The 24590-nt window shown below is 72.4% G+C and carries 20 protein-coding genes; 3 read left to right on the top strand and 17 right to left on the bottom strand.

Translation table 11 applies throughout. The features are described 5' to 3' along the window. Positions 1-8 precede the first annotated feature (8 nt). On the top strand, positions 9-851 hold the full coding sequence (locus ACIPEP_RS08325; protein ID WP_402716983.1) for an NmrA family NAD(P)-binding protein: 843 nt from the start codon (positions 9-11) through the stop codon (positions 849-851). On the opposite strand, the gene ACIPEP_RS08320 is transcribed toward ACIPEP_RS08325, so the two are convergent. From ACIPEP_RS08320 to ACIPEP_RS08265, 12 genes are all read right to left on the bottom strand, one after another. Then, a complete protein-coding gene (locus tag ACIPEP_RS08320) occupies positions 844-1614 on the bottom strand; it encodes a triose-phosphate isomerase family protein (protein ID WP_402716982.1) in 771 nt (256 codons plus the stop codon). The two genes, ACIPEP_RS08325 and ACIPEP_RS08320, sit on opposite strands and share 8 nt — an antisense overlap. Further along, positions 1611-3317: a dihydroxyacetone kinase family protein gene (locus ACIPEP_RS08315; protein WP_402716981.1), complete on the bottom strand. Its 1707-nt coding sequence runs from the start codon at positions 3315-3317 to the stop codon at positions 1611-1613. The genes ACIPEP_RS08320 and ACIPEP_RS08315 overlap by 4 nt, the downstream gene beginning before the upstream one ends. After that, entirely contained in the window at positions 3314-4696 is a 1383-nt protein-coding gene (locus ACIPEP_RS08310; protein ID WP_071294269.1) for an MFS transporter, read from the bottom strand. The genes ACIPEP_RS08315 and ACIPEP_RS08310 overlap by 4 nt, the downstream gene beginning before the upstream one ends. A gap of 77 nt (positions 4697-4773) precedes the next feature. Next, complete coding sequence (locus ACIPEP_RS08305) at positions 4774-5541, bottom strand: SDR family NAD(P)-dependent oxidoreductase (protein ID WP_402716980.1); 768 nt, start codon at positions 5539-5541, stop codon at positions 4774-4776. An 11-nt stretch (positions 5542-5552) separates the two neighbouring features. Next, positions 5553-6506, bottom strand: coding sequence for a 3-hydroxyacyl-CoA dehydrogenase family protein (locus ACIPEP_RS08300; RefSeq protein WP_071294267.1), 954 nt, complete (start codon positions 6504-6506; stop codon positions 5553-5555). Further along, positions 6503-7501 (bottom strand): sugar phosphate isomerase/epimerase family protein, encoded by a 999-nt coding sequence (locus ACIPEP_RS08295; RefSeq protein ID WP_402716979.1) that lies wholly within the window; start codon positions 7499-7501, stop codon positions 6503-6505. The genes ACIPEP_RS08300 and ACIPEP_RS08295 overlap by 4 nt, the downstream gene beginning before the upstream one ends. Before the next feature lie 192 nt (positions 7502-7693). Then, positions 7694-8410 carry a GntR family transcriptional regulator gene (locus ACIPEP_RS08290; RefSeq protein WP_070417415.1) on the bottom strand — a complete coding sequence of 239 codons (717 nt, stop codon included), beginning with the start codon at positions 8408-8410 and terminating at the stop codon, positions 7694-7696. Between the two features lie 50 nt (positions 8411-8460). After that, the gene (locus ACIPEP_RS08285) at positions 8461-9462 is read right to left on the bottom strand and encodes a matrixin family metalloprotease (protein WP_402716978.1); all 1002 of its coding nucleotides are present in this window, start codon (positions 9460-9462) and stop codon (positions 8461-8463) included. A 126-nt stretch (positions 9463-9588) separates the two neighbouring features. After that, the gene (locus tag ACIPEP_RS08280; RefSeq protein ID WP_402716977.1) at positions 9589-10503 is read right to left on the bottom strand and encodes a GNAT family N-acetyltransferase; all 915 of its coding nucleotides are present in this window, start codon (positions 10501-10503) and stop codon (positions 9589-9591) included. Positions 10504-10605: 102 nt separating this feature from the next. Then, positions 10606-12537, bottom strand: a complete 1932-nt coding sequence (locus ACIPEP_RS08275; RefSeq protein WP_402716976.1) for a S9 family peptidase — start codon at positions 12535-12537, stop codon at positions 10606-10608. Continuing rightward, entirely contained in the window at positions 12534-14318 is a 1785-nt protein-coding gene (locus tag ACIPEP_RS08270; protein WP_402716975.1) for an N-acetylglutaminylglutamine amidotransferase, read from the bottom strand. The genes ACIPEP_RS08275 and ACIPEP_RS08270 overlap by 4 nt, the downstream gene beginning before the upstream one ends. Further along, positions 14318-16867, bottom strand: a complete 2550-nt coding sequence (locus ACIPEP_RS08265) for a glutamate--cysteine ligase (protein WP_402716974.1) — start codon at positions 16865-16867, stop codon at positions 14318-14320. The genes ACIPEP_RS08270 and ACIPEP_RS08265 overlap by 1 nt, the downstream gene beginning before the upstream one ends. Before the next feature lie 127 nt (positions 16868-16994). Here ACIPEP_RS08265 and ACIPEP_RS08260 point away from each other — a divergent pair, with 127 nt between their 5' ends. Then, positions 16995-18344: an alpha/beta fold hydrolase gene (locus ACIPEP_RS08260; protein ID WP_402716973.1), complete on the top strand. Its 1350-nt coding sequence runs from the start codon at positions 16995-16997 to the stop codon at positions 18342-18344. After that, positions 18341-19930 (top strand): GMC family oxidoreductase, encoded by a 1590-nt coding sequence (locus tag ACIPEP_RS08255; protein ID WP_402716972.1) that lies wholly within the window; start codon positions 18341-18343, stop codon positions 19928-19930. The genes ACIPEP_RS08260 and ACIPEP_RS08255 overlap by 4 nt, the downstream gene beginning before the upstream one ends. A 69-nt stretch (positions 19931-19999) precedes the next feature. Here ACIPEP_RS08255 and ACIPEP_RS08250 read toward each other — a convergent pair whose 3' ends face one another. The 5 genes from ACIPEP_RS08250 to ACIPEP_RS08230 are packed head-to-tail and all read right to left on the bottom strand — an operon-like array spanning position 20000 to position 24587. After that, on the bottom strand, positions 20000-20368 hold the full coding sequence (locus tag ACIPEP_RS08250; protein WP_402716971.1) for a hypothetical protein: 369 nt from the start codon (positions 20366-20368) through the stop codon (positions 20000-20002). 22 nt (positions 20369-20390) lie between these two features. Beyond that, positions 20391-21266 (bottom strand): ABC transporter permease, encoded by an 876-nt coding sequence (locus ACIPEP_RS08245; RefSeq protein WP_402716970.1) that lies wholly within the window; start codon positions 21264-21266, stop codon positions 20391-20393. Continuing rightward, positions 21263-22195 (bottom strand): ABC transporter permease, encoded by a 933-nt coding sequence (locus tag ACIPEP_RS08240; protein ID WP_217637333.1) that lies wholly within the window; start codon positions 22193-22195, stop codon positions 21263-21265. Before ACIPEP_RS08240 ends, ACIPEP_RS08245 begins: the two co-directional genes overlap by 4 nt. Beyond that, on the bottom strand, positions 22192-23403 hold the full coding sequence (locus tag ACIPEP_RS08235; protein WP_402716969.1) for a PotD/PotF family extracellular solute-binding protein: 1212 nt from the start codon (positions 23401-23403) through the stop codon (positions 22192-22194). The genes ACIPEP_RS08240 and ACIPEP_RS08235 overlap by 4 nt, the downstream gene beginning before the upstream one ends. Next, on the bottom strand, positions 23400-24587 hold the full coding sequence (locus tag ACIPEP_RS08230; RefSeq protein WP_309777710.1) for an ABC transporter ATP-binding protein: 1188 nt from the start codon (positions 24585-24587) through the stop codon (positions 23400-23402). The genes ACIPEP_RS08235 and ACIPEP_RS08230 overlap by 4 nt, the downstream gene beginning before the upstream one ends. Positions 24588-24590: the final 3 nt, after the last annotated feature.

The following is a 24590-nucleotide window of genomic DNA, read 5'->3' as shown; positions in this document are numbered from 1 at the left end:
GAGCAACCATGATCGTCATCACCGGCGCCACCGGCGCACTCAACGGCGCCACCGCGGACCACCTCCTCGAGCACCTCGACCCGTCGGCACTCGCCGTGGTGACCCGCGACCCGAGCCGGGCGCAGCGCTTCACCGATCGCGGGGTCGCGGTCCGCCGGGGCGACTACGCCGAGCCCGACTCGCTCCCCGCGGCCTTCTCGGGTGCAGACCAGCTGCTGCTCGTCTCCTCGAACGACCCGGGCGCCGACGCCGTCGCGCTGCACCGCGCGGCCATCGACGCCGCCGTGCACGCCGGGGTGGGACGGATCCTGTACACGAGCCACCAGGGCGCAGCCCACGGCTCGCCCTTCGCCCCGGCCGACGGCCACGCCGCGACCGAGGACCTGCTCCGCGCCTCCGGGGTGCCGTGGACGAGCCTGCGCAACGGCTTCTACGCGCACAGCACGGCCTGGTTGATGGGACCGTGGCAGTCGACGGGCACGGTCTCGGTCCCCGTCGACGGTCCGGTGTCGTGGACCGCTCGCGAGGACGCCGCCGAAGCAGCCGCCCGCATCCTGCTCGCCGACGAGCCGTACGACGGCCACGTCACGCTCACCGCGCCGACGGCACCGACGTTCGGCGAGCTCGCGGAGTTCGCGTCCGAGCGCTCCGGCCGCACGATCGGGTTCGAGGTACTGGGCGAGGACGAGTGGCTGGCCCGGTCGACCGCCGCCGGCCAGGACCCACACATGGCCGGCTTCCTGCTCGGCATGTACCGGGCAGCGGGACAGGGCCGCTTCGCCGGGACCGACCCGCTGCTCGGCCAGCTGCTCGGGCGTGCACCGCGACCCGTCCAGGACCAGATCAGCTGACGTCGAGCGCCGCCACCTCGTCGAGGATCGCGGCGATCGCCGCCGGGTCGTGCGCGAACCGCCCCAGGAACAGACCGCCGATCCGCCCCTGCCCGCGGGTGAGCAGCCCCGGCCCGGCACTGCCGCCGTAGATCACGACCGACCCGGCGAGTTCCGGCCGCGTGGCCAGGTGCTCCTCGATCCCCGCGAGCACCCCCACGACGTGCTCGTCGGGCGCCGGTGCCGGGGCGCCGATGGCCCACACCGGCTCGTACGCCACGACGAGCGGCCCCGCCAGTCCGTCCGCGACCGCCGTCGAGACGGCCCGGTCGAGCTGCGCGGTCACCTCGGCGACGGTCTCCGCTCGGGAGGCGCGGCTCGTCTCCCCGACGCAGACCAGCGGCCGCAGGTGGTTGCGGAAGGCGGCGTGCACCTTCCCCGCGACCTCGTCGTCCGTCTCGTGGAACAGGGAGCGCCGTTCAGCGTGGCCGATCTCGACGAGGTCGACGCCGATCTCGCGCAGCTCCGCACCGGTGACCTCGCCGGTGTACGCCCCCGCGTCGGCCCACGACAGGTCCTGGGCGCCGAGCAGCACGGGAGCACCGGCGTCGGTCAGGATGCGGCGGACGGGGACGAGCGCCGGGAACGTCGGCACCACGAAGAGCGACGCGGCACCGGACGTCATCGCGGGGTGCCGCCGGGCGACGTCCGCGACCTCGGCGGCCCACGACAGGGTCCGGGCGTGCGAGAAGTACGTCTTGAGCGACACGCCGATGGTGATCACGGCGCGACGGCCTCCACGATCAGCGCGAAGGACACCGCTCCCGGGTCGACCGTGCCGACGGCGTGCTCGGCGTGGGTCCGTGCCCGGCCCTTCCTCGGCAGCAGCTCGGCGGTACCCTGCGCAGCGTCCTGCGCGGCGGACACCGCCGCACGCCAGGCATCGGGGAGCGCCGCACCGTCGTCGACCCGCGAACGGAGGGCCTCGCGGAACGGGACGAGCGCGTCCACCATCGTCTTGTCCCCGGGCACCGCGCCGAAGGCGAGGACCGCCTCGGTCGCCGCACCGACGGCCTCGACGACGTCCGCACCCGTCGGACGCGAGTCGTCCCCGAGCACGCGACCCAGTGCCTCCAGGGCCGCGCCCCAGATCGCACCGGACGTGCCACCGGCCTTGTCGGACCAGGCGTCACCGGCGATCCGCAGCACGCTGCCCACGCCGGCTCCACGCTCGACGGCGTCGGACGCAGCCTCGGCGGCGGCGTGCGATCCCCGCTGCATGCCGATGCCGTGGTCCCCGTCACCGGCCACCGCGTCGATGCGGCCGAGTTCGTCGGCGTGCTCGTCGATGACCGAGCGGACCGCGGCGAAGCCGGCGGCGACCTGGACGGCGACGGCCCGGGAGTCCTCGCTGGCCGGGCCGACCTCGTCGGGTGCCGCGTCGGCCGCCACCACGGAGGGTGCGACGCGCTCCGCGGGGACGGCACCGCCCTTGCGGTACGCGGGGGTGTCGGCCGGGGCGGCCCAGAGCTCCTCGAGCTCCGTGTCGAGCCAGAACAGCGTCAGTGAGACGCCGGCCATGTCGAAGCTCGTGACGAGCTCCCCGACCTCGGGCTCGACGACGACGACGCCCGCGTCGACGAGCCGACGCTGCACCGAGCGGTAGACGACGAAGAGTTCCTCGTACTTCACGCTCCCGAGCCCGTTGAGGATCGGGACGACGCGGGAGCCGGCGGCGGTGACCCCGGCCGGCAGTTCGTCGAGCAACCGGTCGACGAGCAGCGCGGCGAGTCCGTCGGCGGTCGGGACGTCGGTCTCGTCGATGCCGCGTTCGCCGTGGATGCCCATGCCGATCGCCATGCGGCCCTCGGGGACGGTGAACAGGGGTTCCTCGGCGCCGGGCAGCGAGCAGCCGGAGAACGCGACGCCGAAGCTGCGGGTGCGGTCGTTCGCCCGCTCGGCGATCGTCGTGACGGTGTCGAGGTCGTCGCCACGCTCGGCGGCGGCTCCGGCGACCTTGAACACGCAGAGGTCCCCCGCGATCCCGCGCCGTTCGTGCGCGCGGTCGGCGGGTGCGCTCACCACGTCGTCGGTGACCCGCACCGTGCGGACGCTGATCCCGGAGGCCTCGAGCGCGCGTGCGGCCGCGTCGAAGTTGAGGACGTCGCCGGCGTAGTTGCCGTAGCTCAGCAGCACCCCGCCGCCGTGCTCGGATGCATTCGCGACCGACGTGACCTGCTGGGCGCTCGGGCTGGCGAACAAGTTCCCCATCGCCGCACCGGCCGCGAGCCCGTGCCCGACGAGCCCGCCGAACGCCGGGTAGTGCCCGGACCCGCCGCCGATCACGAGCGCGACCGTGCCGTCCGGCGACGTGGTCGACCGGGCGACCCCGCCGTGGACCTTCCGGACCCACCGCTCGTTCGCGGCGACGAACCCGTCGGTCGACTCATCGGCGAAGTCAGCCGGGTCGTTGAAGAGCCGGGTCATCGCTCATCCCCCTGGGTGCGCACGTGCGTGGTGTCGAGCAGCTCGTCCGCCTTCGCACCACGGAAGTACTTCGTGCAGAAGATCATCACCGCGGCCACGAACGCCAGGACCCCGAGCGACACGATGCCGAACGCTCCGCTGTCCGTGGGCACCACGTCGTTGATCGCCGTGCGCATGATCGGCGCCACGAACCCGCCGAGGTTGCCGAGCGAGTTGATGAGCCCGATGCCCGCGGCCGCTGCGGCCCCGGTCAGGAAGGCCGTCGGGTACGCCCACGTGATCGGTCCCACTGCGAGGAAGCTCGCGACCGCCAGCGTGATGAACAGGATGCCGAGGATCGGCTGCCCGTTCGCGCCGGCCCAGGCGGACCCGAGGATCGACAGGCCGGTGGTGATGTAGAACCAGGTGCCCCAGCGTCGACGACGCCCGACGGTGTCCGCCCGCGAACCGACGAGGTAGCAGGCGACGAGCCCGACGAGCCACGGGATCGCCGCGACCAGCCCGACCTGCCAGCCGACGTCCTGGCCGAGCAGCGACGAGACCTGCTGCGGCAGGTAGAACGTCGTGCCGTACACGGCGACCTGCAGGCAGAAGTAGATGATCGTGAAGTACCAGACGCGACCGCTGGCCAACGCCTTCCAGATGCCCGTCGGGCCGTCCTCGCTGCGGGCGGTGTCCTCGCGGGCCATCGCTGCCGTGAGCGAGTCCTTCTCCCCCGGCTCGAGCCACTTCGCCTGCTGCGGACTGTTCGTCAGGAACACCAGGGCCGCGATGCCGGCCAGGACCGCGAGGAGTCCCTCACCCGCGAACATGACCTGCCAGCCGTGGAACGGGGTGGCCTGGTCGCCGAAGCTGATCAGTCCGCCGGACAGCGGTGCGCCGATCATCTGCGAGAACGGCTGCGCCAGGTAGAAGATCGCGAACATCCGCACGCGGACCTTGTTCGGGAACCACTCGGACAGGTACATGATCACGCCGGGGAAGAGCCCGGCCTCGGTCACGCCGAGGATGAACCGCAGGATGATGAACATCGTGTCGTTCGTCGTGAACGAGAACAGCGCGGCGACGATGCCCCACGTGATCGCGATGCGGGCGAGCCAGAAGCGTGCACCCAGGCGCTTGAGCAGCAGGTTGGACGGGATCTCGAAGATCGCGTAGCCGATGAAGAAGATGCCGGCGCCGAGCGCGAAGGCGGCGTCGGAGATGCCGCGGTCGACGCTGAGCGCCTCCTCGGCGAACCCGACGTTGGTGCGGTCGAGGAACGCGACGAAGTACAGGATGACGAGCATCGGCATGAGGTGCTTCGTCGCCTTGCCGATCGCCGACTTCAGCGCCGGGTCGTGCGTGGACCCGAGCGCGGGGGCAGGGGGAAGTGACACGGGTTCGCTCCTTTGCGAGCACGGTGCGGTGGTTGGGAGGGGACGGTGCGGTGGGTTGGGAGGGGACGGTGGACCCGTCAGTGCATGTACAGGCCGCCGTCGACGTTCAGCGTCTGGCCCGTGACGAACCCGGCGTCCTCGCTGATGAGGTAGGCGATCGCGGCGGCGATGTCCCTCGGGGTGCCGATCCGCGGCAGCACGCCGTCGGAGGCCATCGCGGTCTTGCGCTCCTCGGTCAGGGTGCCGCCCATGATGTCGGTGTCGATCGGCCCGGGGGCGATCGCGTTGACGGTGACGCCCTGCGGCCCGAGCTCGCGGGCGAGGCCGCGGGTCAGACCGATCACGCCGGCCTTCGCGACCGTGTACGGGGTCTTGCTGAAGGTGCCGCCGCCGCGCTGGGCGGAGACCGACGACAGGTTCACGATGCGGCCGTAGCCGTTCCGCACCATCGACTCCGCCGCCCGCAGGCTCGCGAAGTGCACGCCGTCGAGGTTGATCGACAGCACGCGGTGCCACTCCCCCTCCGGGAGGTCGAGGTACGCGTGCGCCGAGGACACCCCGGCGAGGTTGACCAGGGCGACGATCGGGTGGAGCTCGGCCTCGATCGTGTCGAAGGCGGCCCGGACGGCGGTCTCGTCGGCGACGTTCGCGCCCACCCCGACGGCCCGGACGCCGTGCTGCTCGCGGATCTCGGTGGCGACCGCCGCGCTGGCGTCCTGGTCGAGGTCGATGATGCCGATGTCCCACCCGGCCTCGGCGAGGTGGTGGGCGGTGGCGCGGCCGATCCCCCGGGGCGATGCGGCCCCGGTCAGGACGGCGGTGCGGTGCTGCTGTTCGTTGTCCATGGTGTTCCGCCTCAGTGGATCGGGGCCGGGCCGAGCTCGTCGAGGAGCTTCTGCATCGCGACGTAGGCCTTGTTGCGGTAGGCGACGAGTTCCGGCGTGCGGTCGGCGGGCACCTCGAGGTACCCGGCGCCCGACTTCGTGCCGAGCTCGCCCGCGTCGACGTGCTGCTGCAGGGACGGCGGGGTCGCGAAGCGCTCGGGCCAGCGGGTCTGCAGCGACTCGAAGCAGAACGCGTACACGTCGAGTCCGGCCATGTCGGCGATCGCGAACGGGCCGAAGAACGGCAGGCGGAAGCCGAACGTGGTCCGCACGATGGTGTCGATGTCGTCGGGGGTCGCGATGCCCTCGTCGGCGATCTTCGTGGCTTCCTCGAAGAGCGCGTACTGCAGGCGGTTCAGCACGAACCCGGTCGAGTCCTTCACCCGCGCGGACTGCTTGCCCGTGGCCGCGACGACGGCCTCGCCGACCGTGATCGCGTGCTCGTTCGTCGTCGGGTGCGGGATGAGCTCGACGCCGGGGATGAACGGCGCCGGGTTCGAGAAGTGCACGCCGAGGAACCGCTCCGGACCCACGACGGCCTCGGCCAGCGACTCGATGAGGATCGTCGACGTGTTCGAGCCGATGACGGCGTCCGGGCGGGCGGCCTCGCTGATGCGCCGGAGCGTCGCGTGCTTGATCTCGAGCTTCTCGGGGACGGCCTCCTCGATGAAGTCGGCCGAGGCGACCGCTTCCTCGATCGAGGCGGCGGCGCTGAGGTGGGCCTCCACCCGCGACACGGCATCAGCGGGGAACAGCCCGTCCGCGACGAACTGCTCCGTCTCGGTGATGAGCCGGGCGCGGTTGGACGCGGCGATCTCCGCCGAGACGTCGGCGATCCGGACGGTGTGACCGGCGAGGGCGAGGACCTGGGCGATCCCGCCGCCCATGTAGCCGGATCCGACGACGGCGATGTCGAGGGTGCTCATCGGGTGACTCCTTGCTTCGTCGCCCCGACCACCGAGGTGGCGAGGACGGAACGGATGTACTGCTGGTTGGTGGCGCAGACGCCGAGGCTGTCCCCGCCGTACTGCTCGGTCATGACGATCCCGCGGAAGCCGTCGGCGACCGCGTCGCGCAGGACCTGGCGGTAGTTGATGAGTCCGGCCTCCATGGTGCTCGGCGCGCTCGTCGCCCAGCTGCCGTCGCCGGCCTCGTCCCGCGTGTAGTTCTTCACGTGGAGGTAGTTCGTGTACGGCAGGGTCTTCGCGAACAGCTCCTTCCAGTCCTCGACCGGACGGTGCAGGCGGATGAGGTTCGCGACGTCGGCGTTCAGCCCGACGTTGTCGAGGCCGATCTCCTCGACGAGTCGGACGGCGCTGTCCGCGGTCCCGAGGTACGTGTCCTCGTACAGCTCCAGCGCCATCGGGAGTCCGACGCTCGCGGCGTGCTCGCCGAGCTCACGCAGACGGGACACGGCAGCGGCACGGACCTCCGCGTCGTCCGGGTCCTTCGGGCCCTGCGCGGTCCAGAACCAGAGCGCCTTCCGCTGGGCCTCGTTGAACGGCTGGTGGAGCCCCGTCGAGAACACCTGCATGCCCCACTCGGCCGCCGCGTCGATCGTGCGGTGGGCGTAGGCGAGGTTGTCCTCCTCGTGCCCGGGCTGGACGACGCTCTTGCGCTGCAGGTGCACCGACGGGATGCCGACACCGTGAGCCGTCGCGATCGCGAACAGCTCGTCGCGGCGGGACCGTTCGAGGTCGGCGGGCCGGATGTGGCTGTCGGCGAGTTCGGCGAGCGAGAACCCGACGGCCTCGATCTGCGCGAACACGTCGTCCCACACGGCCGGGTCCGCGTCGTGGAAGGCAACGCCGTCCCGCGTCACCTGCGGGAACCCGTGCAGACACGTCGCGATCGGCCAGGTGTCGGCCGTCCAGCTGCTGGAGTCCCAGTCTTGGTCGACCCAGTCCTGCGGTGTGCTCACGGGATGCTCCTTCGCATGTCGGGGTTCGTCGTCGAACCTCTTTCCTATAGGAAAGATACTCCGTCGTCGGAGATTCGCAACCGATCGGACCAAACCCCTCGTCCGGGGGGCTCCGAAGGAGGGCGGGCACGGAGGATCAGGACGCCCGTCCCGTTGACCCGAACCTCGGGACGGGCGTCCGCCCGGGCCGGATCAGGCGGTGTGCGACGCGTCCGCTCGCGACCGGAGCCGCACGGCATCGATGTGGTGCCGCATCGCCGCGACCGCCGATGCGGGGTCCTCTGCCAGTGCGTCGAGGACGGCGCGGTGCTCCTGCACGGCACGGTCGGTGTCGTCGCCACCACCCTCGACGATCTGCCGCATCCGGTGGACGCGGGTCGTGATGATCTCGGACATCTCCTCGAGGAACGGGTTCCGCGTCGCGTCGAAGACGACCTGGTGGAACTGCCAGTCGGCCCGGAAGAACCGCGCCATCAGCTCCTCGGACGCCGCACCCGCACCGATCGCGGCGATCTCCTCGGCCACGGCCGCCTGCTCGGCGAGCGCCGTCGCCAACCGTGACCGCAGGGCGGGGACGTCGCCGCGCGCAGCCAGTTCGACGGCCCCCGACTCCACGATGAGCCGGGCGTCGAAGAGGGCCTCGAGCTGGTCGCCGGCGAGCGGCGGGGACACCCGGTACCCCTTGTTGGCCTCACGCGTGACGAGCCCGGTGCGTTCGAGCTGCACGAGCGCCTCGCGCACCGGAGTCGGCGAGACCCCGAGGGAGCGGGCCAGTCCGTCGATCGACAGGCGCATGCCCGGTTCGACGTCGTGCCCCATCAGGACCTCGAGCACCCGGTCGTAGACGCGGTCGCGCAGCCCGAGCTGGGTGATGCGCTCGGTCCCGAAGCCCGGCATCGTGGTCGACATGCATCGATCCTAGAGAATCCAGGATCACGGGCGCCTCGCCCCGGTCCGGATCAGTAGAGCGCGTCGATGCCGATCAGGTCGCCGAGGCCGAGGGTCCGCTGGCCGGTCTCGCACGTCGTCGACGCGGGCTTCATCACGAGGCCGCTCGTCGCCGCGGTGTGCCCGAGGCCGTACGCGTGCCCCCATTCGTGCGTGGCGACCCCGCGCAGGTCGAAGCGCTTCCCCGAGCAGGTCGACGCGGCGGACCAGTCGACCGACGTCGAGTACCGCTGGTCGGCCTCGACCGCGACGCCCGATCGCGACCAGACGCAGGTCACCGCGAGGGTCCCGGAGCGCAGCGATCCCCACCCGACCATGTTCGAGCCGTCGGACGCGCCGCAGCCACCGGTCGCGGTGACGCCCATCGCCCGCTTCCGGCTGCCGAGGGGCGTGTCGTCCGCCGTCGACTTCACCGTCCGGCCGCACGCCGACGTGGTCCCGGTCCAGGCGTCGGCACCGGCGCCGATGGCTGCTGCGCCGGACACCTTCTGGTTGTTCGGGTTGTAACTCCACTCGACGGTGTTGGCCCAGCGGAAGCCGAGCTTCGTGTACGCCGTCGCGGAGCAGCTGGACGTCCCGCCCGTGGCCGCCGTCGACGATGCCGCTCCGCCCGTGGCCCGGAGTCCGGAACCGCCCGGGAGCGTCCGGTGCGCGAGGGCGGCACGCTCCTGGCGGATGGCTGCCGGCGCCCCGGACCACTGGTCGTGCACGAGGACCGCGACGCCTGAGCGGCCGGTGTTCGTCACCGACACGTCCCCGTCATCGGTGCTGCCCGCTGCGCCGACCGGCATCGCGGAGACCGTCGTCCCGACCGGCGGCACCCGGAACTGCCGACCGTCCGGCAGCACGACCGTGCCGGACGAGACGGCACACCCCGACGACAGCGCGGCGACGGTGATCCGGTCCCCGCGGCAGGACGGTGCGGCATCGGCGTGCGGGACGCCGACCGACGTGGTGACGACCGCGGCGAGCGCGATCCCGAGCACGACCGCCCCTGCGGTCACGGTGGACATCCGCACGTTGTCGACCCTCCTGGTCCCCTGTACCGGCAGCCCCTTGCCGGGCGCAGTCAGTGTGCGGACCCCCGGACGGCGCGGTCAACCCCCCGAACTGGCCGTGCACACGCACCGAGACTGTGCTCAGGGCACCTGCACGAACCGCGGCGCACCCCGCTCCCGCAACCGGAACCCGAGGTGCTGGTACAGCCCGATCGCCCCGGTGTTGCCGGCGGCGGCGTGCATGAGCGGCGTCTCGCCCCGCGCGCGGATGCCGTGCGCGACGTCGAGCACGAGGCGCCGTCCGAGCCCCTGCCCGCGGAAGTCGGCGTCCGTGCACACCGCGCTGATCTCGGTCCAGCCCGGCGGGTGCAGGCGCTCCCCGGCCATGGCGATGAGGCGGCCCTCGCGCCGGACGCCGACGTACCGGCCGAGCTCGATCGTGCGGGGCAGGAACGGCCCGGGCTTCGTGCGGGCGATGAGCTCGACGATCTCGGGGACGTCGTCCGGGGTGAGCTCGACGGCCTCGGGGTCCGGAGCGCCCTCGATGTCCTCGCCGGTGAGCTGCACGCCCCCGGAACCCTCGACGGCGTGCCAGCCCTCGGGGAGGACGGCGGACGCACCGACGCCGAAGACCGCACCGGGTCCGAGCAGCGCGCGCACGTCGTCCCAGTCCGCGGCCGTCGGTCGCTCCGGGATCCCGGTCCAGACCGACACGTCGGGCAGGTACCGCGCGATGTCGCCGCGACGCTCGGCGAACCGGGCGTGCTCGCCGTTCAGGGACGCGAGCGCGGGGTTGTCGAGCAGCCGGGTCGGGGTGCCGTCGTCGGCGATCGTGAGGTCGAGCGTCCGCACCGCCGCGCCGCGGGGGTCGCCGCCGCGGAAGCCGAGGTCCTCGAGGCGGCGCCGGTCCCCGTCCTCCCAGCCGGCCGTGTCCGCGACGACGGCGGCGGCGTAGGTGTTGCGGGCGTGGTCGACGACGCCCTCGACGTCCGTCGCGGTGGTCAGGACGACCGCTCCGGGTCGGGTCAGGTCGGTCGTCGGGGCATCGGTCGTCATGGGTCCATCCTGCGACGCCGCGGACACCGACCGCACATCGTTGCACCGCGTGACACGGCGCCCGGGGGCCAGCGGCCAGCGGCCAGCGAGCAGCGGCAGGCGCTACGCCAGCCGCGCCGCCACGAACGCCACCATCCGCCGCACGAGCTCCGCGCGCGACGTGGCCCGGCGGTACTCGTGCCCCTCGCCCGCGAGCTCGAGGTACTCCACGTCGTGCGACCTCGCCGTGAGCGCCTCGACCACCTGGTGCGCCTCACCGATCGGCACGTTCGTGTCGAGCTCGCCGTGCACGACGAGCAGCGGCGCGGTGACGTCGTCGATCGCCCGCATCGGCGACAGCGAGTCGAGCAGCGCGGCGTCGTCCACGGGGTGGCCGTACTTCGTCGCGGCCGCCGAGGCGATCCACGGCTCGGTGTCCCGGTAGAACGTCGCGAAGTCGCTCATCCCGCAGACGGCGACCCCGGCCGCGAAGACGTCAGGGGTGAAGGCCAGTGACGCGAGGGTGGCGTACCCGCCGTACGAGCGGCCCTCGACGGCGACCCGGGAGCGATCCGCGTACCCGTTCGACACGAGGAACCGCGCGCAGTCCACGACGTCGGCGAGCGCGTTCCAGCGCAGCCCGAGGTCGTCCGCGTGCACGAAGTCGCGTCCGTACCCGCTGGACCCGCGGATGTTCGGCGCGAACACCGTGATGCCGGCGGCGGCGAGCGCCTGGTGCTGCGGGGAGAAGGTGGGTCGCTCCTGCGACTCCGGTCCGCCGTGCAGGTGGACGAGCGCTGCGCGCGGCTCGGGAGGCACGGCACCGACGTCGGGACCACCACCGGTCGACGACGTGGCCGGCTCCACCGCCCGGTACAGCCAGCCGGTGATCTCCAGTCCGTCGCGCGCCGCGAAGCGCTCGAGCGTCGGCTCGACCAGCGGCACCTCCGGCAGCCCGGGGACGCCGGTGACCCGGCTCCACGTCAGCGCGTTCGTGTCGAGGCGCCAGAGCTCCCGCGGCCGCAGGGGTCCCTCGACGGCGAGCAGCACGCTGCGCCCGTCGCGGCTGAGGACCGGGTCGGTGACGACGTACCCGGGCAGGTCCGGCACGGGCGTCCGCGAGGCGTCGTGCGTGTTGATGAGGTCGAGTTCGCTCCGGCCGTCGACGTTCCAGACGAGCAGCAGGGTTCGGCCGGCGTCGTCGGCGTCGAGGTACTCCAGTTCGGCGTCGTCGCGCTCGGTGATCCGCCGGGGTGCGCCGCGCCAGCCGTGCGGGCCGACCGGCTGGGCGACGAGCCCGCGGCGGGGCAGCCCGGCCTCGGTGGCGACGTAGGCGACGAGCGGACTGGTCTCGCTGGCGGGTGCCGGTCGGAGGAAGGCGATCTCCGCCGAGCCGTCCGGCGAGTCGGCGAGCAGCGCGTGGCTCTCGTCGGTGAGCCGGTCGACGACCACGACGAACTCGTGGCCACGCTGCCCGTCCCGGAGCACGACGAGGCGCTCCTCGACGCTGAGGTCGAGGATGTGGATGAGCTCCCCCACCGCGAGGTCGTCGCGGTCGCCGGAGACGGGGTCGACGAGGTAGGAGCGGGCGGGCTGGTCGGCCTCGGTGGACGGCAGGGTGATGACGACCCGGTGGCCGCTGCGGCTCCACGGACCGAGCTCGGCGTGCTGGTACCGCGACCCGGCGATCTGCGCGGCGTCGGTGCCGTCGGGTCGGACCACCCAGACCTGCTGCTTCACGCCGCCGTCGGTCGCGATGGCCACGGCGAGCCACTCCCCGTCGGAGGACCACGTCACCCGGATCACGGGGTCGTCGGACAGCCGGATCCGCACGGGCTCGGGTGCTCCGTCGCCGACGACGACGTCCTGCACGAAGACCTCGGGGGTGCCGTGCCGGTCGCTCACGAACGCGACGCGGCGGGCGTTCCGCGTCATGGTGGGCCCCCACGATCCCCAGGCCGCGACGAGGCGCTCGCCCAGGTCGGCCGCCTGCCGGGCGCGTGCCGACGGCTCGAGGTGGGTCGCGCCTCCTGGCCGCACGGCGGGCCCGCTCACCGCACCCCCTGCTGCTGCAGCCACATCTCGATCAGGCCGAGCTGCCAGAGCGCGTTCGCGCCGATCTCGGTCCGCGTGCTGTTCGGGTCCTGGAGCATCCGCTCGACCGTACCCGGATCGAAGAGCCCGCGCTCCCGCGCCTCCGGGGCGTGCAGCGCCTGCCGGACGCGCTCGAGGTACGGACCCTCGAGCTGCCGGATCGCCGGCACCGGGAAGTACCCCTTCGTCCGGTCGATGACGGCGTCGGGGACGATGCCGCGGGCCGCGCGCTTCATGACGCCCTTGCCGCCGTCCGCGAGCTTGAGCTCGGGTGGGATCGCGCCGGCGAACTCGACGAACTCGTGGTCGAGGAACGGCACGCGGGCCTCGAGTCCCCACGCCATCGTCATGTTGTCGACGCGCTTCACCGGGTCGTCGACGAGCATCGTCATCGTGTCGCTGCGGAGCGCGGCGTCGACGCTGGTCTCGGCGCCCGGCACGGCGAACGCGGCGTCCACGAACGCCGAGGGCGTGTCGTCGTCGCTCCGCCAGCGCTCCCCGAGCAGGGGTTGGAGTGCCGGCCACCGGCGGTCCATGAACACCGAGCGGTAGACCTCCGCGGCCTGGTCCCGCGGGACGGAGGCGAGCGGCGGGTACCAGCTGTAGCCGCCGAGCACCTCGTCCGCACCCTGCCCGGACTGCACGACCTTGACGTGCTGCGACACCTCTTGCGAGAGCAGGTAGAAGGCGACGCAGTCGTGACTGACCATCGGCTCGCTCATCGCGCCGATCGCGCCGTCGATGCCGTCGAGCAGGCGCGACGAGGGGATGCGGATGCGGTGGTGGTCGGTGCCGAAGTGGCGCGCGACCTCGTCGGAGTACTCGAACTCGTCGCCGGACTCGCCACCGGCCGACTCGAAGCCGATGCTGAACGTGGCGAGGTCCTGCTGCCCGGCCTCGGCGAGCAGTGCCACGACCAGCGAGGAGTCGATCCCGCCCGAGAGCAGCACGCCGACCGGGACGTCGGCGACCATGCGGCGCTCGACCGCGGTGCGGAGCTTCGCGGTGAAGGCCTCCTGCCAGTCCTGGTCGTTCCAGTCGGCCTTGTCCGGGTCGCGCTCGAAGCGGGGCTCCCAGTACGTCTCGTCGCGGGAGGTCCCGTCGCGCTCGATGACCCGGACGGTCGCGGGCGGCAGCTTGCCGACGCCGGACAGGATCGTGCGGGGCGCCGGGACGATCGAGTGGAAGGTCATGTACGACGCGAAGGCGACCGGGTCGATGCTCGTGTCGACGCCACCACCGGCCAGGACAGCGGGCAGGGAGCTCGCGAACCGCACCCCGCCGGGGACCTCGGCGACGTAGAGCGGCTTGATGCCGAGCCGATCGCGGGCGAGGACGAGCCGGCCGCTGGCGTGCTCCCAGATGGCGATCGCGAACATCCCGACCAGGTGGTCGACGAACCGGGTGCCCCACTCGGCGTAGGCGGCGAGGATGACCTCGGTGTCCGAGGTCGAGAAGAACTCGTGGCCACGGCCGCGCAGCTCGTCGCGGAGCTGTCGGTAGTTGTAGACCATGCCGTTGTAGGCGATGGTCAGTCCGGCACGGGGGTGCACCATCGGCTGCGCGCCCGCGGTGGACAGGTCGACGATCGACAGCCGTCGGTGCCCGAGCGCGACCGGTCCGCGCGCCCACAGCCCGTCGCCGTCGGGGCCGCGGTGCACGAGGCAGCCCGTCATCCGCGCCACGGCCGCAACGTCCGGTGCCGTCCCGTCGAACCGGAGTTCTCCCGCGAGTCCGCACATCAGCTGTCCCCTGCCGTTCCGGTGATCCAGGTGTCCTTGGCGCCGCCGCCGCGCGAGGAGTTCACGACCATGCTCCCCTCCGGCGCGACCCGCGTGAGCGCGACGTCGGCGAGGTGGGTGTCGTCCGGCCCCGTGCCCGTGACGTAGACGAAGGCACGCAGGTCGACGTGCCGGGGGTCGAGGCCGGCCGGGCCGATGGTCGGGTGCGACGACAGCTGCACGACCTCCTGCCCGACCCAGCGGTCGGGCTCCGCGGCGATCGCCCGGCGCCGCTCGGCGACCTCGGGAGCGCTCGCGCTCGGACCGATCAGGACGTCCCGACCGCCCTCGCCGTCGACGGGCTTCGTCACGAGCTCGCCGACGCGGTCGAGCACGGAGAGCCGTTCGCCCTCGATGCTGGTCCGGTACGTCGGGACCGAGTCGAGCAGCGGCTTCTCGTCGAGGTAGTACCAGATGAGGTCCGGCACGGTGACGTACATCGCCTTGTCGTCGACGAGCGCGTTGCCCGGCGCGTTGGCCAGGTGCACACCGCCGACCTCGGCGACGTCGAGGATGCGCGCACCGAGGTCCGGTGCGTGCTCCGCCGCGAGCGCGCTGACGTCGCGGTCGATGCGCAGGTACAGCCCGTGCAGCACGTCACCCGTCCGCGCCTCGACGACGTGTCCGTCGCGGACGTCCAGGTCCGAGCCGGCCAGGAGGCGCAACCCGGCCCCGTCGGCCAGCCTGCGGTGCTCGAACCACGCGCCGGCGGCGGGGCCGTCGCTGATCAGCGCGATCACCGGGTCCGGTTCGCCGGTCACAGCGGTCGCGTTCGTGCGGAGCGTGTCGCGGAGGCGGTCGACCACACCGTGCGGGTCGAGCAGGTGCTCCGGCCGTGGGGCGTCCGGCACCACCTCGTCCATCAGCTCGCGGAGCGCGATGCCGTACGCGACGCCGGAGGGCGACCGGACGTTGTCCTCGAGCACGCGCCACCCGCCGAACTCGTTCCGGACCAGGTCGAACCCCATCACGGGCGCACGCACGGCGTCCTGCGGCAGCCGGGCGGCCGCCGGGTCCCACCCGTTGGCCCCGACGAACTGGCGCTCGTCCATCGCGCCGTCCGCCACGATCCGCCGGGGACCGTACGCGTCCCGGAGGAACAGCTCGATCGCGCGGGCGCGCTGCCCGAGGCCGGCGGCGAGCTGGCTCCACTCGTAGGCGCTGACGGTCCGCGGGACGAGGTCGCAGCCGAACGCCTGGACGCCGCCGTCGACCACGAAGCCGACCTCGTGCTCGCGGGTCCAGGTGTCGCGGGCGGCGCAGCGTTCGATGGTGGTCTCGGCGTCCCACCCGCGGAAGAACACCGCGAGGTCGCGGAACGCGGGGCGGGGCCGGGCTCCCGGGCCGACGGCCTCGTCACCGGCGCGGACGCGGTACGACGGCAGCGTCACGGTCGGGTGCTCGGTGCGGCCGGAGGGCGTCCCGGCGGTGTCCTCGACGACCGAGGCCACGACGTCGTCGAGCTCGCCGCGCTCGGCGTACGCGGTGCGCTGCCGGTCCGTGGAGTTCCCGCGGGCGAGGGTGTCCTCGACGAGCTCCGCCACCGTGCCCCAGTCGCCGAGCTCCTCGAGCTCCGGACGGAGCCGTGAGACGAGCTGGCGGACGGCGGTCTCGGCGGGCAGCCGCTCCGGGTGCTGCCCGAGCCCGAGCAGTTCGCCGGTCAGGCCACCTCGGGCGGCCTGCCACATCGCCGCCCGGTGCAGGGGCTCGCTGCGCGGTCGCCACTCGGCTCCGGACTCGACCGCCTTCTCGGCCTTGCGGACGGCGGCGCGGAACAACCCGGCGATGAGCACGGCGTCGTCCACGATCGGCGTCGCGTCGCACACCCGGAGCTCGAGCGTCGGGGCGTGCGAGGACGGCCGCACGTCGAAGTACGCCATCTTCTTGTCGGCGATCACCCCGGACGCGATGAGGTCGTCGAGCATCGCGTCGTACTCGGCGGCGTCCTTGACACGCCCGAAGCTGCCCGCCGAGGGCCAGCGCTGCCAGATGATGCTGCGGAACGACGAGTACCCGGTGTCCTGCCCGTTCCAGAACGGACTCGACGCACTGAGCGCCAGCAGCACCGGCAGCACCGGGGCCACCCGCTGGGCGATCTGCACCGCCAGGTCGCGGTCGCTCACACCGACGTGCACCTGCAGGCCGCAGATGAGCTGTTCGTCGACGAGCATCCGGTACTGCTCCTGCATGCGGCCGTACCGCCCACCGGAGGTCAGCTCGAAGTCGGCGTACTCCGACCGCGGCGCGGTGCCGGCAGCGGCGATCGTGACCCCGGCGGGGGCGATGGCGGCGCTCAGCTCGCTGCGCAGGTCGACGATCACCCGTCTCAGGTCGTCGAGGGTGCGCACCACGGGGGTGTTCGTCTCGATGGTCGTGCGCTGGAGTTCAGCGCCGAACCGGTCGGCGGGCAGTTTGGGCAGAAGGCGCGGGGCCTTCGCGGAAAGTCGTCCGGAATCGAGGTCGATGAGGTGCAGTTCTTCCTCGGCGCCGAGCGTCAGCTCTGCACTCATGGGCCGAACCTATCGCCGCACCTTGTGGAAGGCCCCGCCCGACGGCAGATCGTCGCATGCTCGAAACAATGCCGCACGGGGTACACCCCGCTGGGAGCGCCGGCGCCGCGGCACGTAGGAACGAAGGATGCCCACCACCGTGTTCTGCCTGCACGCCCTCGGATCGAGTTCCGAGGAGTTCGTCGGGCTGCGGTCCCGCCTCGCCGGGACGCTCGACCTGGTCGGGATCGACCTGCCCGGGTTCGGTACCAGCACGGCCGCGACCGGCACCACCGTCGAGGAGATGGTCGTGCTCGTCGAACGTGCGATCGGCCGGAGCGGTGCCACCGACTGGGCGCTGATCGGGCACTCGATGGGCGGGAAGGTGGCGTCCGTCGTCGCCTCGCGCACCGTCGACGGCAGCAACGGCCTGTTCGGCCTGCGCGCCGTGGTGCTGCTCGCCGCGTCGCCGCTCTCCCCCGAGCCGATGGACGACGAGCGCCGGCAGACCATGCTCGACTGGGCGTCGGACGGCGAGATCGGCCCCGACGAGGCGGATGCGTTCGTCGACGCCAACACCGCGTCCCGCCTCGACCCGGAGCCGCACGCCATCGCCGTGCACGACGTCGAACGCGCCGTCCCGCAGGCCTGGACCGACTGGCTCGTCCGCGGCAGCCGCGAGGACTGGTCGACCGTCTTCCCGCCGAACCCGGTCCCCGCCCTGGTGCTGGCCGGCGCCGAGGACGGCGACCTCGGCCCCGAGGCCCAGCGGACGCTGAACCTGCCGCACTGGACCGCGGGCGAGTTCGACGCGGTGCCGGACGCCGCGCACCTGCTGCCGTGGGAGCAGCCCGACGCCGTCGCCGACCGCATCCGCGACTTCTGGCACCGTCGGGTCGACCACGGTCCGCTCGTCCCCGCCGAGACCGCCCGCGTCATCGCCTCCCCCCGCGTGAGCGCACGGACCCGCGGCATCCTCGCCGTCCGAGCGCTCCCCGACGCCCCGGATCGCGACCCGCGTGCCCTCACCCGCGAGCAGCTCGACACGTTGCGCGCCGTGGCCCGCGTCGTCGTCCCGCAGCCGGGCGACCGCCACCTCGACCTCGCGCTCCGCGTCGACGACCAGCTCGCCGACGAACTCGGCGACGGCTGGCGACCGGACGGTCTCCCCGCCGACGTCGAGGCCTACCGAGCCGGACTCGACGCACTCGAGGCCGACGCCGCGCAGGGCGACGAGCACCTCGCCGGGGTGCTCGACGCGGTCACCGCGGGCGAGTACACACCGACGACGGGTCCGCTCGACGGTTCGCAGCTGCGAGCCTGGCTCGAGGACGCCAGCGTCGACCTCGCCAAGCAGTGGATGGCGCACCCGGCGACGATGGCCGCGGTGGACTACGACGGCTTCGCCAACGGCGGCGACGGGCTGCGCAAACAGGGCTTCCTGCTCCTCGGAGCCGGCGAGCGCGAAGCATGGGAACCGACGGGAGCCGGACGATGAGACTCGACCACCAGCGCCACCACAGCGAGGACGAGGTCGTCGACGTCGTCGTCGTCGGGACCGGCGCGGGCGGCGCACCGCTGCTCGCGACCCTCGCCCGCCGAGGCCTCAGCGTCGTCGCGCTCGAAGCCGGCCCGAACACCGACCCGGAGCAGTACACCCCCGACGAGGTCGAGGCCCCCGGGGACATCAACTGGATGGACGAGCGGATCAGCGGCGGCAGCGCCCCGACCGCCTTCGGCCCGAACAACAGCGGCACCGGCGTCGGCGGCTCGACCCTGCACTGGGGCGCGTTCACACCGCGGCCGAACCAGCACGACATCCGGCTGCGCACCGACTCCGGGCAGGGCGAGGACTGGCCGATCGACCACGCCGAGCTCACCCGCTGGATCGAGCAGGCCGAGCACGACGTCGGCGTCGCCGGACCCGCGCACTACCCGTGGGACCCGGAGCGCCGCTACCGCATGGGCCCGCCGCCGCGGAACGCCTCGTCGGACATGATGATCCGGGGTGCCGCCGCCGTGGGCATCACCGCCACGGACGCCCCCGTCGGCCTCACCACCGAGGACCGGCACCAGGAGCACCACGGGCTCCGCCAGGCCTGCGTGTCCTGCGGTTCCTGCCACCAGGGCTGCCGGAACGGGGCGAAGGTGTCGATGGACACCACCTACCTGCCCGCCGCCGTCGCGTTCGGTGCGGAGATCCGCGCCGAGGCGTTCGTGCACGGCATCGAGCTCGACGCCAGGGGCCGGGTCGAGGCCGTCGTCTACCGCCAGGACGGCCGCGACCACCGGCAGCGCTGCCGCACGCTCGTCCTCGCCGCGGGTGGCATCGAGACCCCGCGCCTGCTGCTGCACACCGGGATCGCGAACAGCAGCGGCCAGGTCGGCCGGAACTTCACCGCGCACGGGGCCACCCAGGTCTGGGCGACCTTCGACGAGTCGATGCGGTCCTACCGCGGGTACCCGTCGTCGATCATCACCGAGGACTTCGTCCGCCCCACCGACGCGGACTTCGCGGGCGGCTACCTGATCCAGAGCCTCGGTGTGCAGCCGCTGACGCTCGCCACCTCGCTCGTGCGGGGCGGCGGGCTCCGCGGTGCCGCGCTCGTCCGGGCGCTGCAGGACTACCCGCGCATGGCCGGCGTCGGCATCAACGCCGAGTGCCTGCCGTACGACGACAACCGGCTCGTCCTCGCCGACGAGGTCGACGCGAACGGGGTGCCGAAGGCCCGCGTCACGTTCTCGCCCGGGTCGAACGAGGAAGCGATCACCCGCCACGCGGTCCGCACGATGACCGCGATCGTCGAGGCAGCGGGCGGCACGGACGTCCGGGTCCTCGACCGCACGGCGCACACCGTTGGCACGGCGCGGATGGGCACCGACGCGGGGAACTCGGTCGTGGACGCCGCCGGCCGGTCGTGGGACGTGCCGAACCTGTGGGTCGTGGACAACTCGGTGTTCCCGAGCTCCCTCATCGCGAACCCGGCGCTGACGATCATGGCGCTGTCGCTCCGCACCGCCGACCGGCTGCTCCGCGACGACGCCTCCGCCGACCGCGAGCAGGCCGCGACCGCCGTCGCCTGACGCGCGAGCCGAGGGACGGGAGGCGCGGTGCGGGCTCGCACCGCGCCTCCCGTCCGTCATCGGTGACGGTCAGTCGTCGGCGGGTGCCCGATCCCGGGTCGGCACGACGACGGGATCCGCCCGGCGCGCACGCATGCGCGCACGGCGGTCGACGTCGAGGTCGTCCTCCGGTGGGTCGTTCGCGTCGGAGCCCACGAGCCAGGTGAGCCCGCGCAACCCGCGCCGGTCGTCGGAGACGAGTGCGATCGACCAGAGCGCGCCCTCGTGCTCGGCGGCGCGGCGCTGGGCCCAGTCGACGGCCTGCAGGACGTCGGCCTCGAGCAGGTCGGTCGTCTCCGTCGCGAACACGTCGCCGTCGGGGCGCTGGACGTACACGCGGAGGCGCGGGCGCGGGTCCTCCCACGTGCTGTCGCGCTCGTCGACCTCGATGACGTCCATCCCCCGAGCCTACGAGTCCGGGTCAACCGCGGGTGCGCGCCAACCGCCGGTTCAGCGCCCCGTTCAGCAGCGCCACGAGCAGCCCCACCGCGAAGACCAGCGTGCCGAAGCACAGCACCTGCGGCGGCATCCCGGCCTTGGCGGCGCCGTACACGAACAGCGGGAACGTGACCGAGGGCCCGGCGACGAACGAGGTGATCACGTAGTCGTCGATCGACATCGCCAGCGCGAGCAACCCCGCGGCCAGCATGCCCGGCGCGAGCAACGGCAGGGTCACGAGCCGGAACGCCTGCAACGGCGTCGCCCCGAGGTCCCCCGCGGCCTCCTCGAGCGCCCGTGACGTCCCCGCGATCCGCGCCCGGAGGACCACGACGACGTAGGCGACGTCGAACGCCACGTGCGTGAGCAGGATCGTCAGGAACCCGGTGCCGAGCCCGACCGACAGGAAGAACGACAGCGACGCGGACCCGACGACGATCGACGGCGCCGCGATGTCCGCGAACACGACGGCGTTGACGGCACCGCGCCCGGGGAACCGGTAGCGCTCGAGCGCCAGGGCCAGCGGGAGGCCGATCGCGACCGAGATGATCGCGGCGAGGAACGCGATGACGACCGAGGTGACGAACGCCTGTCCGAGGCCGGAGACGTTCACGAGGTTCGCGTACCAGTAGGTCGTGAACCCGTTCCACGCGAACGACAGCCGGTTCGTCGGGGCGTCGTTGAACGAGTACACGATCATGTAGACGATCGGCACGAGGGTGATCGCGATGGTGACCCAGTACACGATCGCGAGCCACGGCCCGCGGCGGTTCACCCCGTGCCGGCCGGGTCGGCGCGCGGCCGTCCCGGTGGCGGGTGCGGCGGGAGCGGTGACGCGGGGCGGTGCGACGGCGGTCATACGAGGTCCTCGAGGTCGTCGGTGCCGGAGACGCGGGCGTAGATGAACAGGATGATGCCGAGCACGACCATGAGCACGGTCGAGAGCGCCGCGGCGACGTTGTACTGCTGGTTGCCGGAGTAGGCGTCCTGGATCGCCTGCCCGATCGTGTACGTGTTCGTGCCGCCCAGGAGCGCCGAGTTCACCGGGTCGCCCACGCTGTCGATGAAGACGAGCAGGACACCGGCGAAGATGCCCGAGCGGGACAGCGGCAGCGTGGTGTGCCAGAACGCCCGGACCTTGCCGGCGTAGAGGTCGTTCGCCGCCTCGCCGAGTCGGGGGTCGATGCGTTCGAGCGCGGCGTAGATCGGCAGCACCATGAACGCCAGGTCGTTGTAGGCGTCGCCGAAGATCACCGCGCCACCGGTCCCGAGGATGTGGAAGTCCTTGCCGGCCAGGCCGATCGCCTGCAGCGCCGTGACGACCGGCCCCTGCGAGGCGAGCACGAACGCCCACATGTCGGTGCGGATGACGAACGACACGAGGAAGCTGACGAACACGAGCATCAGGAGCGGGTTCTTCCACCGCGGCGACACCCGGAACGCGATGAAGTACGCCACCGGGTACCCGACGATGATCGTCACGACGGTCGCGGCCGCGCCGTACCAGAGCGACCGGCCGAGGAACGTCAGGTACGGCACCTGCGGGTCGATGAACAGCGAGCCGTAGATCCCCCAGTTCCACGTGAACGTGTAGCCGTCGTCCGGGTTGCCCGACATGAGCGAGACGATGAGTCCCGACACGAGCGGGATGACGAAGAACACGGCCAGGTACGCGGTGCCGACGACGGCGAGCAGGAACGGCACCCGCAGGCGACGACCGTGCCGCACGGGCGCGGGTCCCGGTCCGGCCCCGAGACCGGCGGTCCCGGCCGTCCCGACGGCGCTCACGACTGCACCACCGCGTTGAAGACGCCGTTCCACTCGGAGTACTCGTCGTAGTTCTCGAACACCCGGAACTCGTGCGACTTGTCGAGCACCTCGGACGACGGGAACACCAGCGGGCTGTCCGCCACGGTGGGGTCGTCCAGCTCGTCCCGGACGTAGTCCTCGGCGGCGGGCACGGGGCAGACGTAGTTGACGTAGTCCTCGACGATGCCGGCGATCTTCGGCGTGTAGTAGAAGTCCATCCACTCCAGGGCCGACACCGGGTTCGCCGCCTGCCGGGGGATCATGAGGTTGTCGTGCCACATCATCTGGCCTTCCTCCGGCGTGACGAACTTCAAGTGCTCGAACCCGGACTGCTGCGCCTGGAACACGTCGCCGGACCACGCCTGGGTGATCCAGGTGTCACCGTTCTCGAGCTTGTTGATGTAGCTCTGGTCGTAGAACCCGGTGACGCTCGGGCGGAGCTTCCGCAGCCAGTCCTGGGCCGTCCGCCAGTCCGCGGGGGTCGAGGTCTCCGGGGCGATGCCGTTCGCGAGCAGCCCGAGGGACCCGAGCTCGGTGTTGTCGCTCATCAGCCCGACGCGGCCCCGGAACGCCGGGTCGAGCAGGTCCTGGAACGACGTGATCTCGCGGTCGATGTACTTCGGGTTGTAGGCGATCCCGGTGAACCCGGTCTGCCACACGACCGAGTGCTTGTTCCCGGGGTCGTAGGTCGGGTCCTTCACGGAGTCACCCGCGTTCGCCGCGAAGTTCGGCAGCCGCGAGTGGTCGAGCTCGCACACGAACCCGTTCTTGATCATCTGCGTCAGCTCGAAGCCGTTCGTCATCACGACGAGGTCGTAGCCGGTGGCCCCCTGCGCGCGGAGGATCGGCGACACCGTCGCGTAGAACGTGGCGTTGTCCTGGATCACGGCCTGGTAGTCGACCGAGATCCCGGTGGCCCGCTCGAACAGCTGGATCGACTCGGACTTGCCGTGGTCGGAGTCGATGTAGAGCGGCCAGTTCGCGAAGTTGAGCTGCTTCGTCGCCTGCTGGTCCTTCCAGAACCGCTCCCAGTCCACCGGGTGCTCGGCGAGCGACGCCGCCGACCCCTTGATGCTGCAGCCGGCGAGCAGGGCGGCGACCGCGGCGGCCCCGCCGCCCGCGAGGAATCCGCGACGGCTGACGCGTGCGGACGTCAGTCCGCGCACCAGGTCCGGCCGCGGACTCACGCGACGACCCCTGCGGTGGCGGGTGCGGACTGGAGGCGCGGGTCGGCTCCGGCGGTGACGGTCGCGTCGGACGCGGGGTGCGCCTCCAGTCCGAAACCGTGGTCGACGCCCCACGTGAGCCACACCTCGGTACCGGTGGCGATGCGCGGTCCGCCCTTGGAGTTCTGCGCGAAGACGGAGACGCGGCCCGCGCCCGGCACGTCCACGAGGTACTGGGTGCTGACGCCGGAGAAGGACACGTCGACCACACGGCCGGGGCCGAGGATGTTGCGACCGGCCTCGGGTGCCGGCTCGGCGGTGCGGATCTTGAGCTTCTCGGGACGGACGCCGACCACCACGTGTCCGGTCGTCGCGACGGCCCGGTCGGTCGGGACGGCGATCGTGCCGGCCGCGGTGGCGACGACGAGGAGTCCGCCGTCGGTGCCGCGGACCTCGCCCTCGAGCAGGTTCGACTGCCCGAGGAAGTTCGCGACGAACGCCGTACGGGGCAGCTCGTACAGGTCCTGCGGGCTGCCCATCTGCTCGATGCGGCCGCCGTTCATGACGGCGACCGTGTCGGCCATCGTCATCGCCTCCTCCTGGTCGTGCGTGACGTGCAGGAAGGTGAGACCGACCTCGGCCTGGATGGTCTTCAGCTCGAGCTGCATCTGGTGCCGCAGCTTGAGGTCGAGGGCGCCGAGGGGCTCGTCGAGCAGGAGCAGGGCCGGGCGGTTCACGATCGCGCGGGCGAGGGCGACGCGCTGCTGCATGCCGCCGGACAGCTGCGCCGGACGCTTCGACGCCGAACCCTCGAGCTCGACGAGCCGCAACGCCTCGGTCGCCTTCGTCATCGGGTCCGGGATGCGCCGGCGCTTCAACCCGAACGCCACGTTCTCGAGCACGCTCATGTGCGGGAACAGCGCGTAGTTCTGGAACACCGTGTTGACCGGCCGCTGGTACGGCTTCGTGTCGGTGACGTCCCGTCCGCCGATCGTGATCGTGCCGCTCGTGGGCTCCTCGAGGCCGGCGACGAGCCGGAGCGTCGTCGTCTTGCCGCAGCCGGACGGCCCGAGCAGCGCGAAGAACGAGCCGGCCGGGACGGTGAGGTCGAGGGCGTCGACCGCGGTGTGGCCGGGGAAGGACTTGGTGATCCGGTCGAGCCGGAGATCGGCTCCCGATTCGGCGAAGGTGCCGGTCATTGCCATGGT

The organism is Curtobacterium sp. NPDC087082 (assembly GCF_044745045.1).
GTDB lineage: Bacteria > Actinomycetota > Actinomycetes > Actinomycetales > Microbacteriaceae > Curtobacterium.
The sequence above is the reverse complement of the archived record's forward strand: the minus strand, read 5'-3'. Positions and strand labels throughout refer to the sequence as shown.

What these genes read in the sequence shown, in the direction of transcription:
- ACIPEP_RS08325 (WP_402716983.1), top strand. Translation starts at nt 9, where the DNA reads ATGATCGTCATCACCGGCGCCACCGGCGCACTCAACGGCGCCACCGCG.
- ACIPEP_RS08315 (WP_402716981.1), bottom strand. Translation starts at nt 3,317, where the DNA reads ATGACCCGGCTCTTCAACGACCCGGCTGACTTCGCCGATGAGTCGACC.
- ACIPEP_RS08305 (WP_402716980.1), bottom strand. Translation starts at nt 5,541, where the DNA reads ATGGACAACGAACAGCAGCACCGCACCGCCGTCCTGACCGGGGCCGCA.
- ACIPEP_RS08300 (WP_071294267.1), bottom strand. Translation starts at nt 6,506, where the DNA reads ATGAGCACCCTCGACATCGCCGTCGTCGGATCCGGCTACATGGGCGGC.
- ACIPEP_RS08290 (WP_070417415.1), bottom strand. Translation starts at nt 8,410, where the DNA reads ATGTCGACCACGATGCCGGGCTTCGGGACCGAGCGCATCACCCAGCTC.
- ACIPEP_RS08285 (WP_402716978.1), bottom strand. Translation starts at nt 9,462, where the DNA reads ATGTCCACCGTGACCGCAGGGGCGGTCGTGCTCGGGATCGCGCTCGCC.
- ACIPEP_RS08280 (WP_402716977.1), bottom strand. Translation starts at nt 10,503, where the DNA reads ATGACGACCGATGCCCCGACGACCGACCTGACCCGACCCGGAGCGGTC.
- ACIPEP_RS08270 (WP_402716975.1), bottom strand. Translation starts at nt 14,318, where the DNA reads ATGTGCGGACTCGCGGGAGAACTCCGGTTCGACGGGACGGCACCGGAC.
- ACIPEP_RS08265 (WP_402716974.1), bottom strand. Translation starts at nt 16,867, where the DNA reads ATGAGTGCAGAGCTGACGCTCGGCGCCGAGGAAGAACTGCACCTCATC.
- ACIPEP_RS08260 (WP_402716973.1), top strand. Translation starts at nt 16,995, where the DNA reads ATGCCCACCACCGTGTTCTGCCTGCACGCCCTCGGATCGAGTTCCGAG.
- ACIPEP_RS08255 (WP_402716972.1), top strand. Translation starts at nt 18,341, where the DNA reads ATGAGACTCGACCACCAGCGCCACCACAGCGAGGACGAGGTCGTCGAC.
- ACIPEP_RS08250 (WP_402716971.1), bottom strand. Translation starts at nt 20,368, where the DNA reads ATGGACGTCATCGAGGTCGACGAGCGCGACAGCACGTGGGAGGACCCG.
- ACIPEP_RS08245 (WP_402716970.1), bottom strand. Translation starts at nt 21,266, where the DNA reads ATGACCGCCGTCGCACCGCCCCGCGTCACCGCTCCCGCCGCACCCGCC.
- ACIPEP_RS08230 (WP_309777710.1), bottom strand. Translation starts at nt 24,587, where the DNA reads ATGGCAATGACCGGCACCTTCGCCGAATCGGGAGCCGATCTCCGGCTC.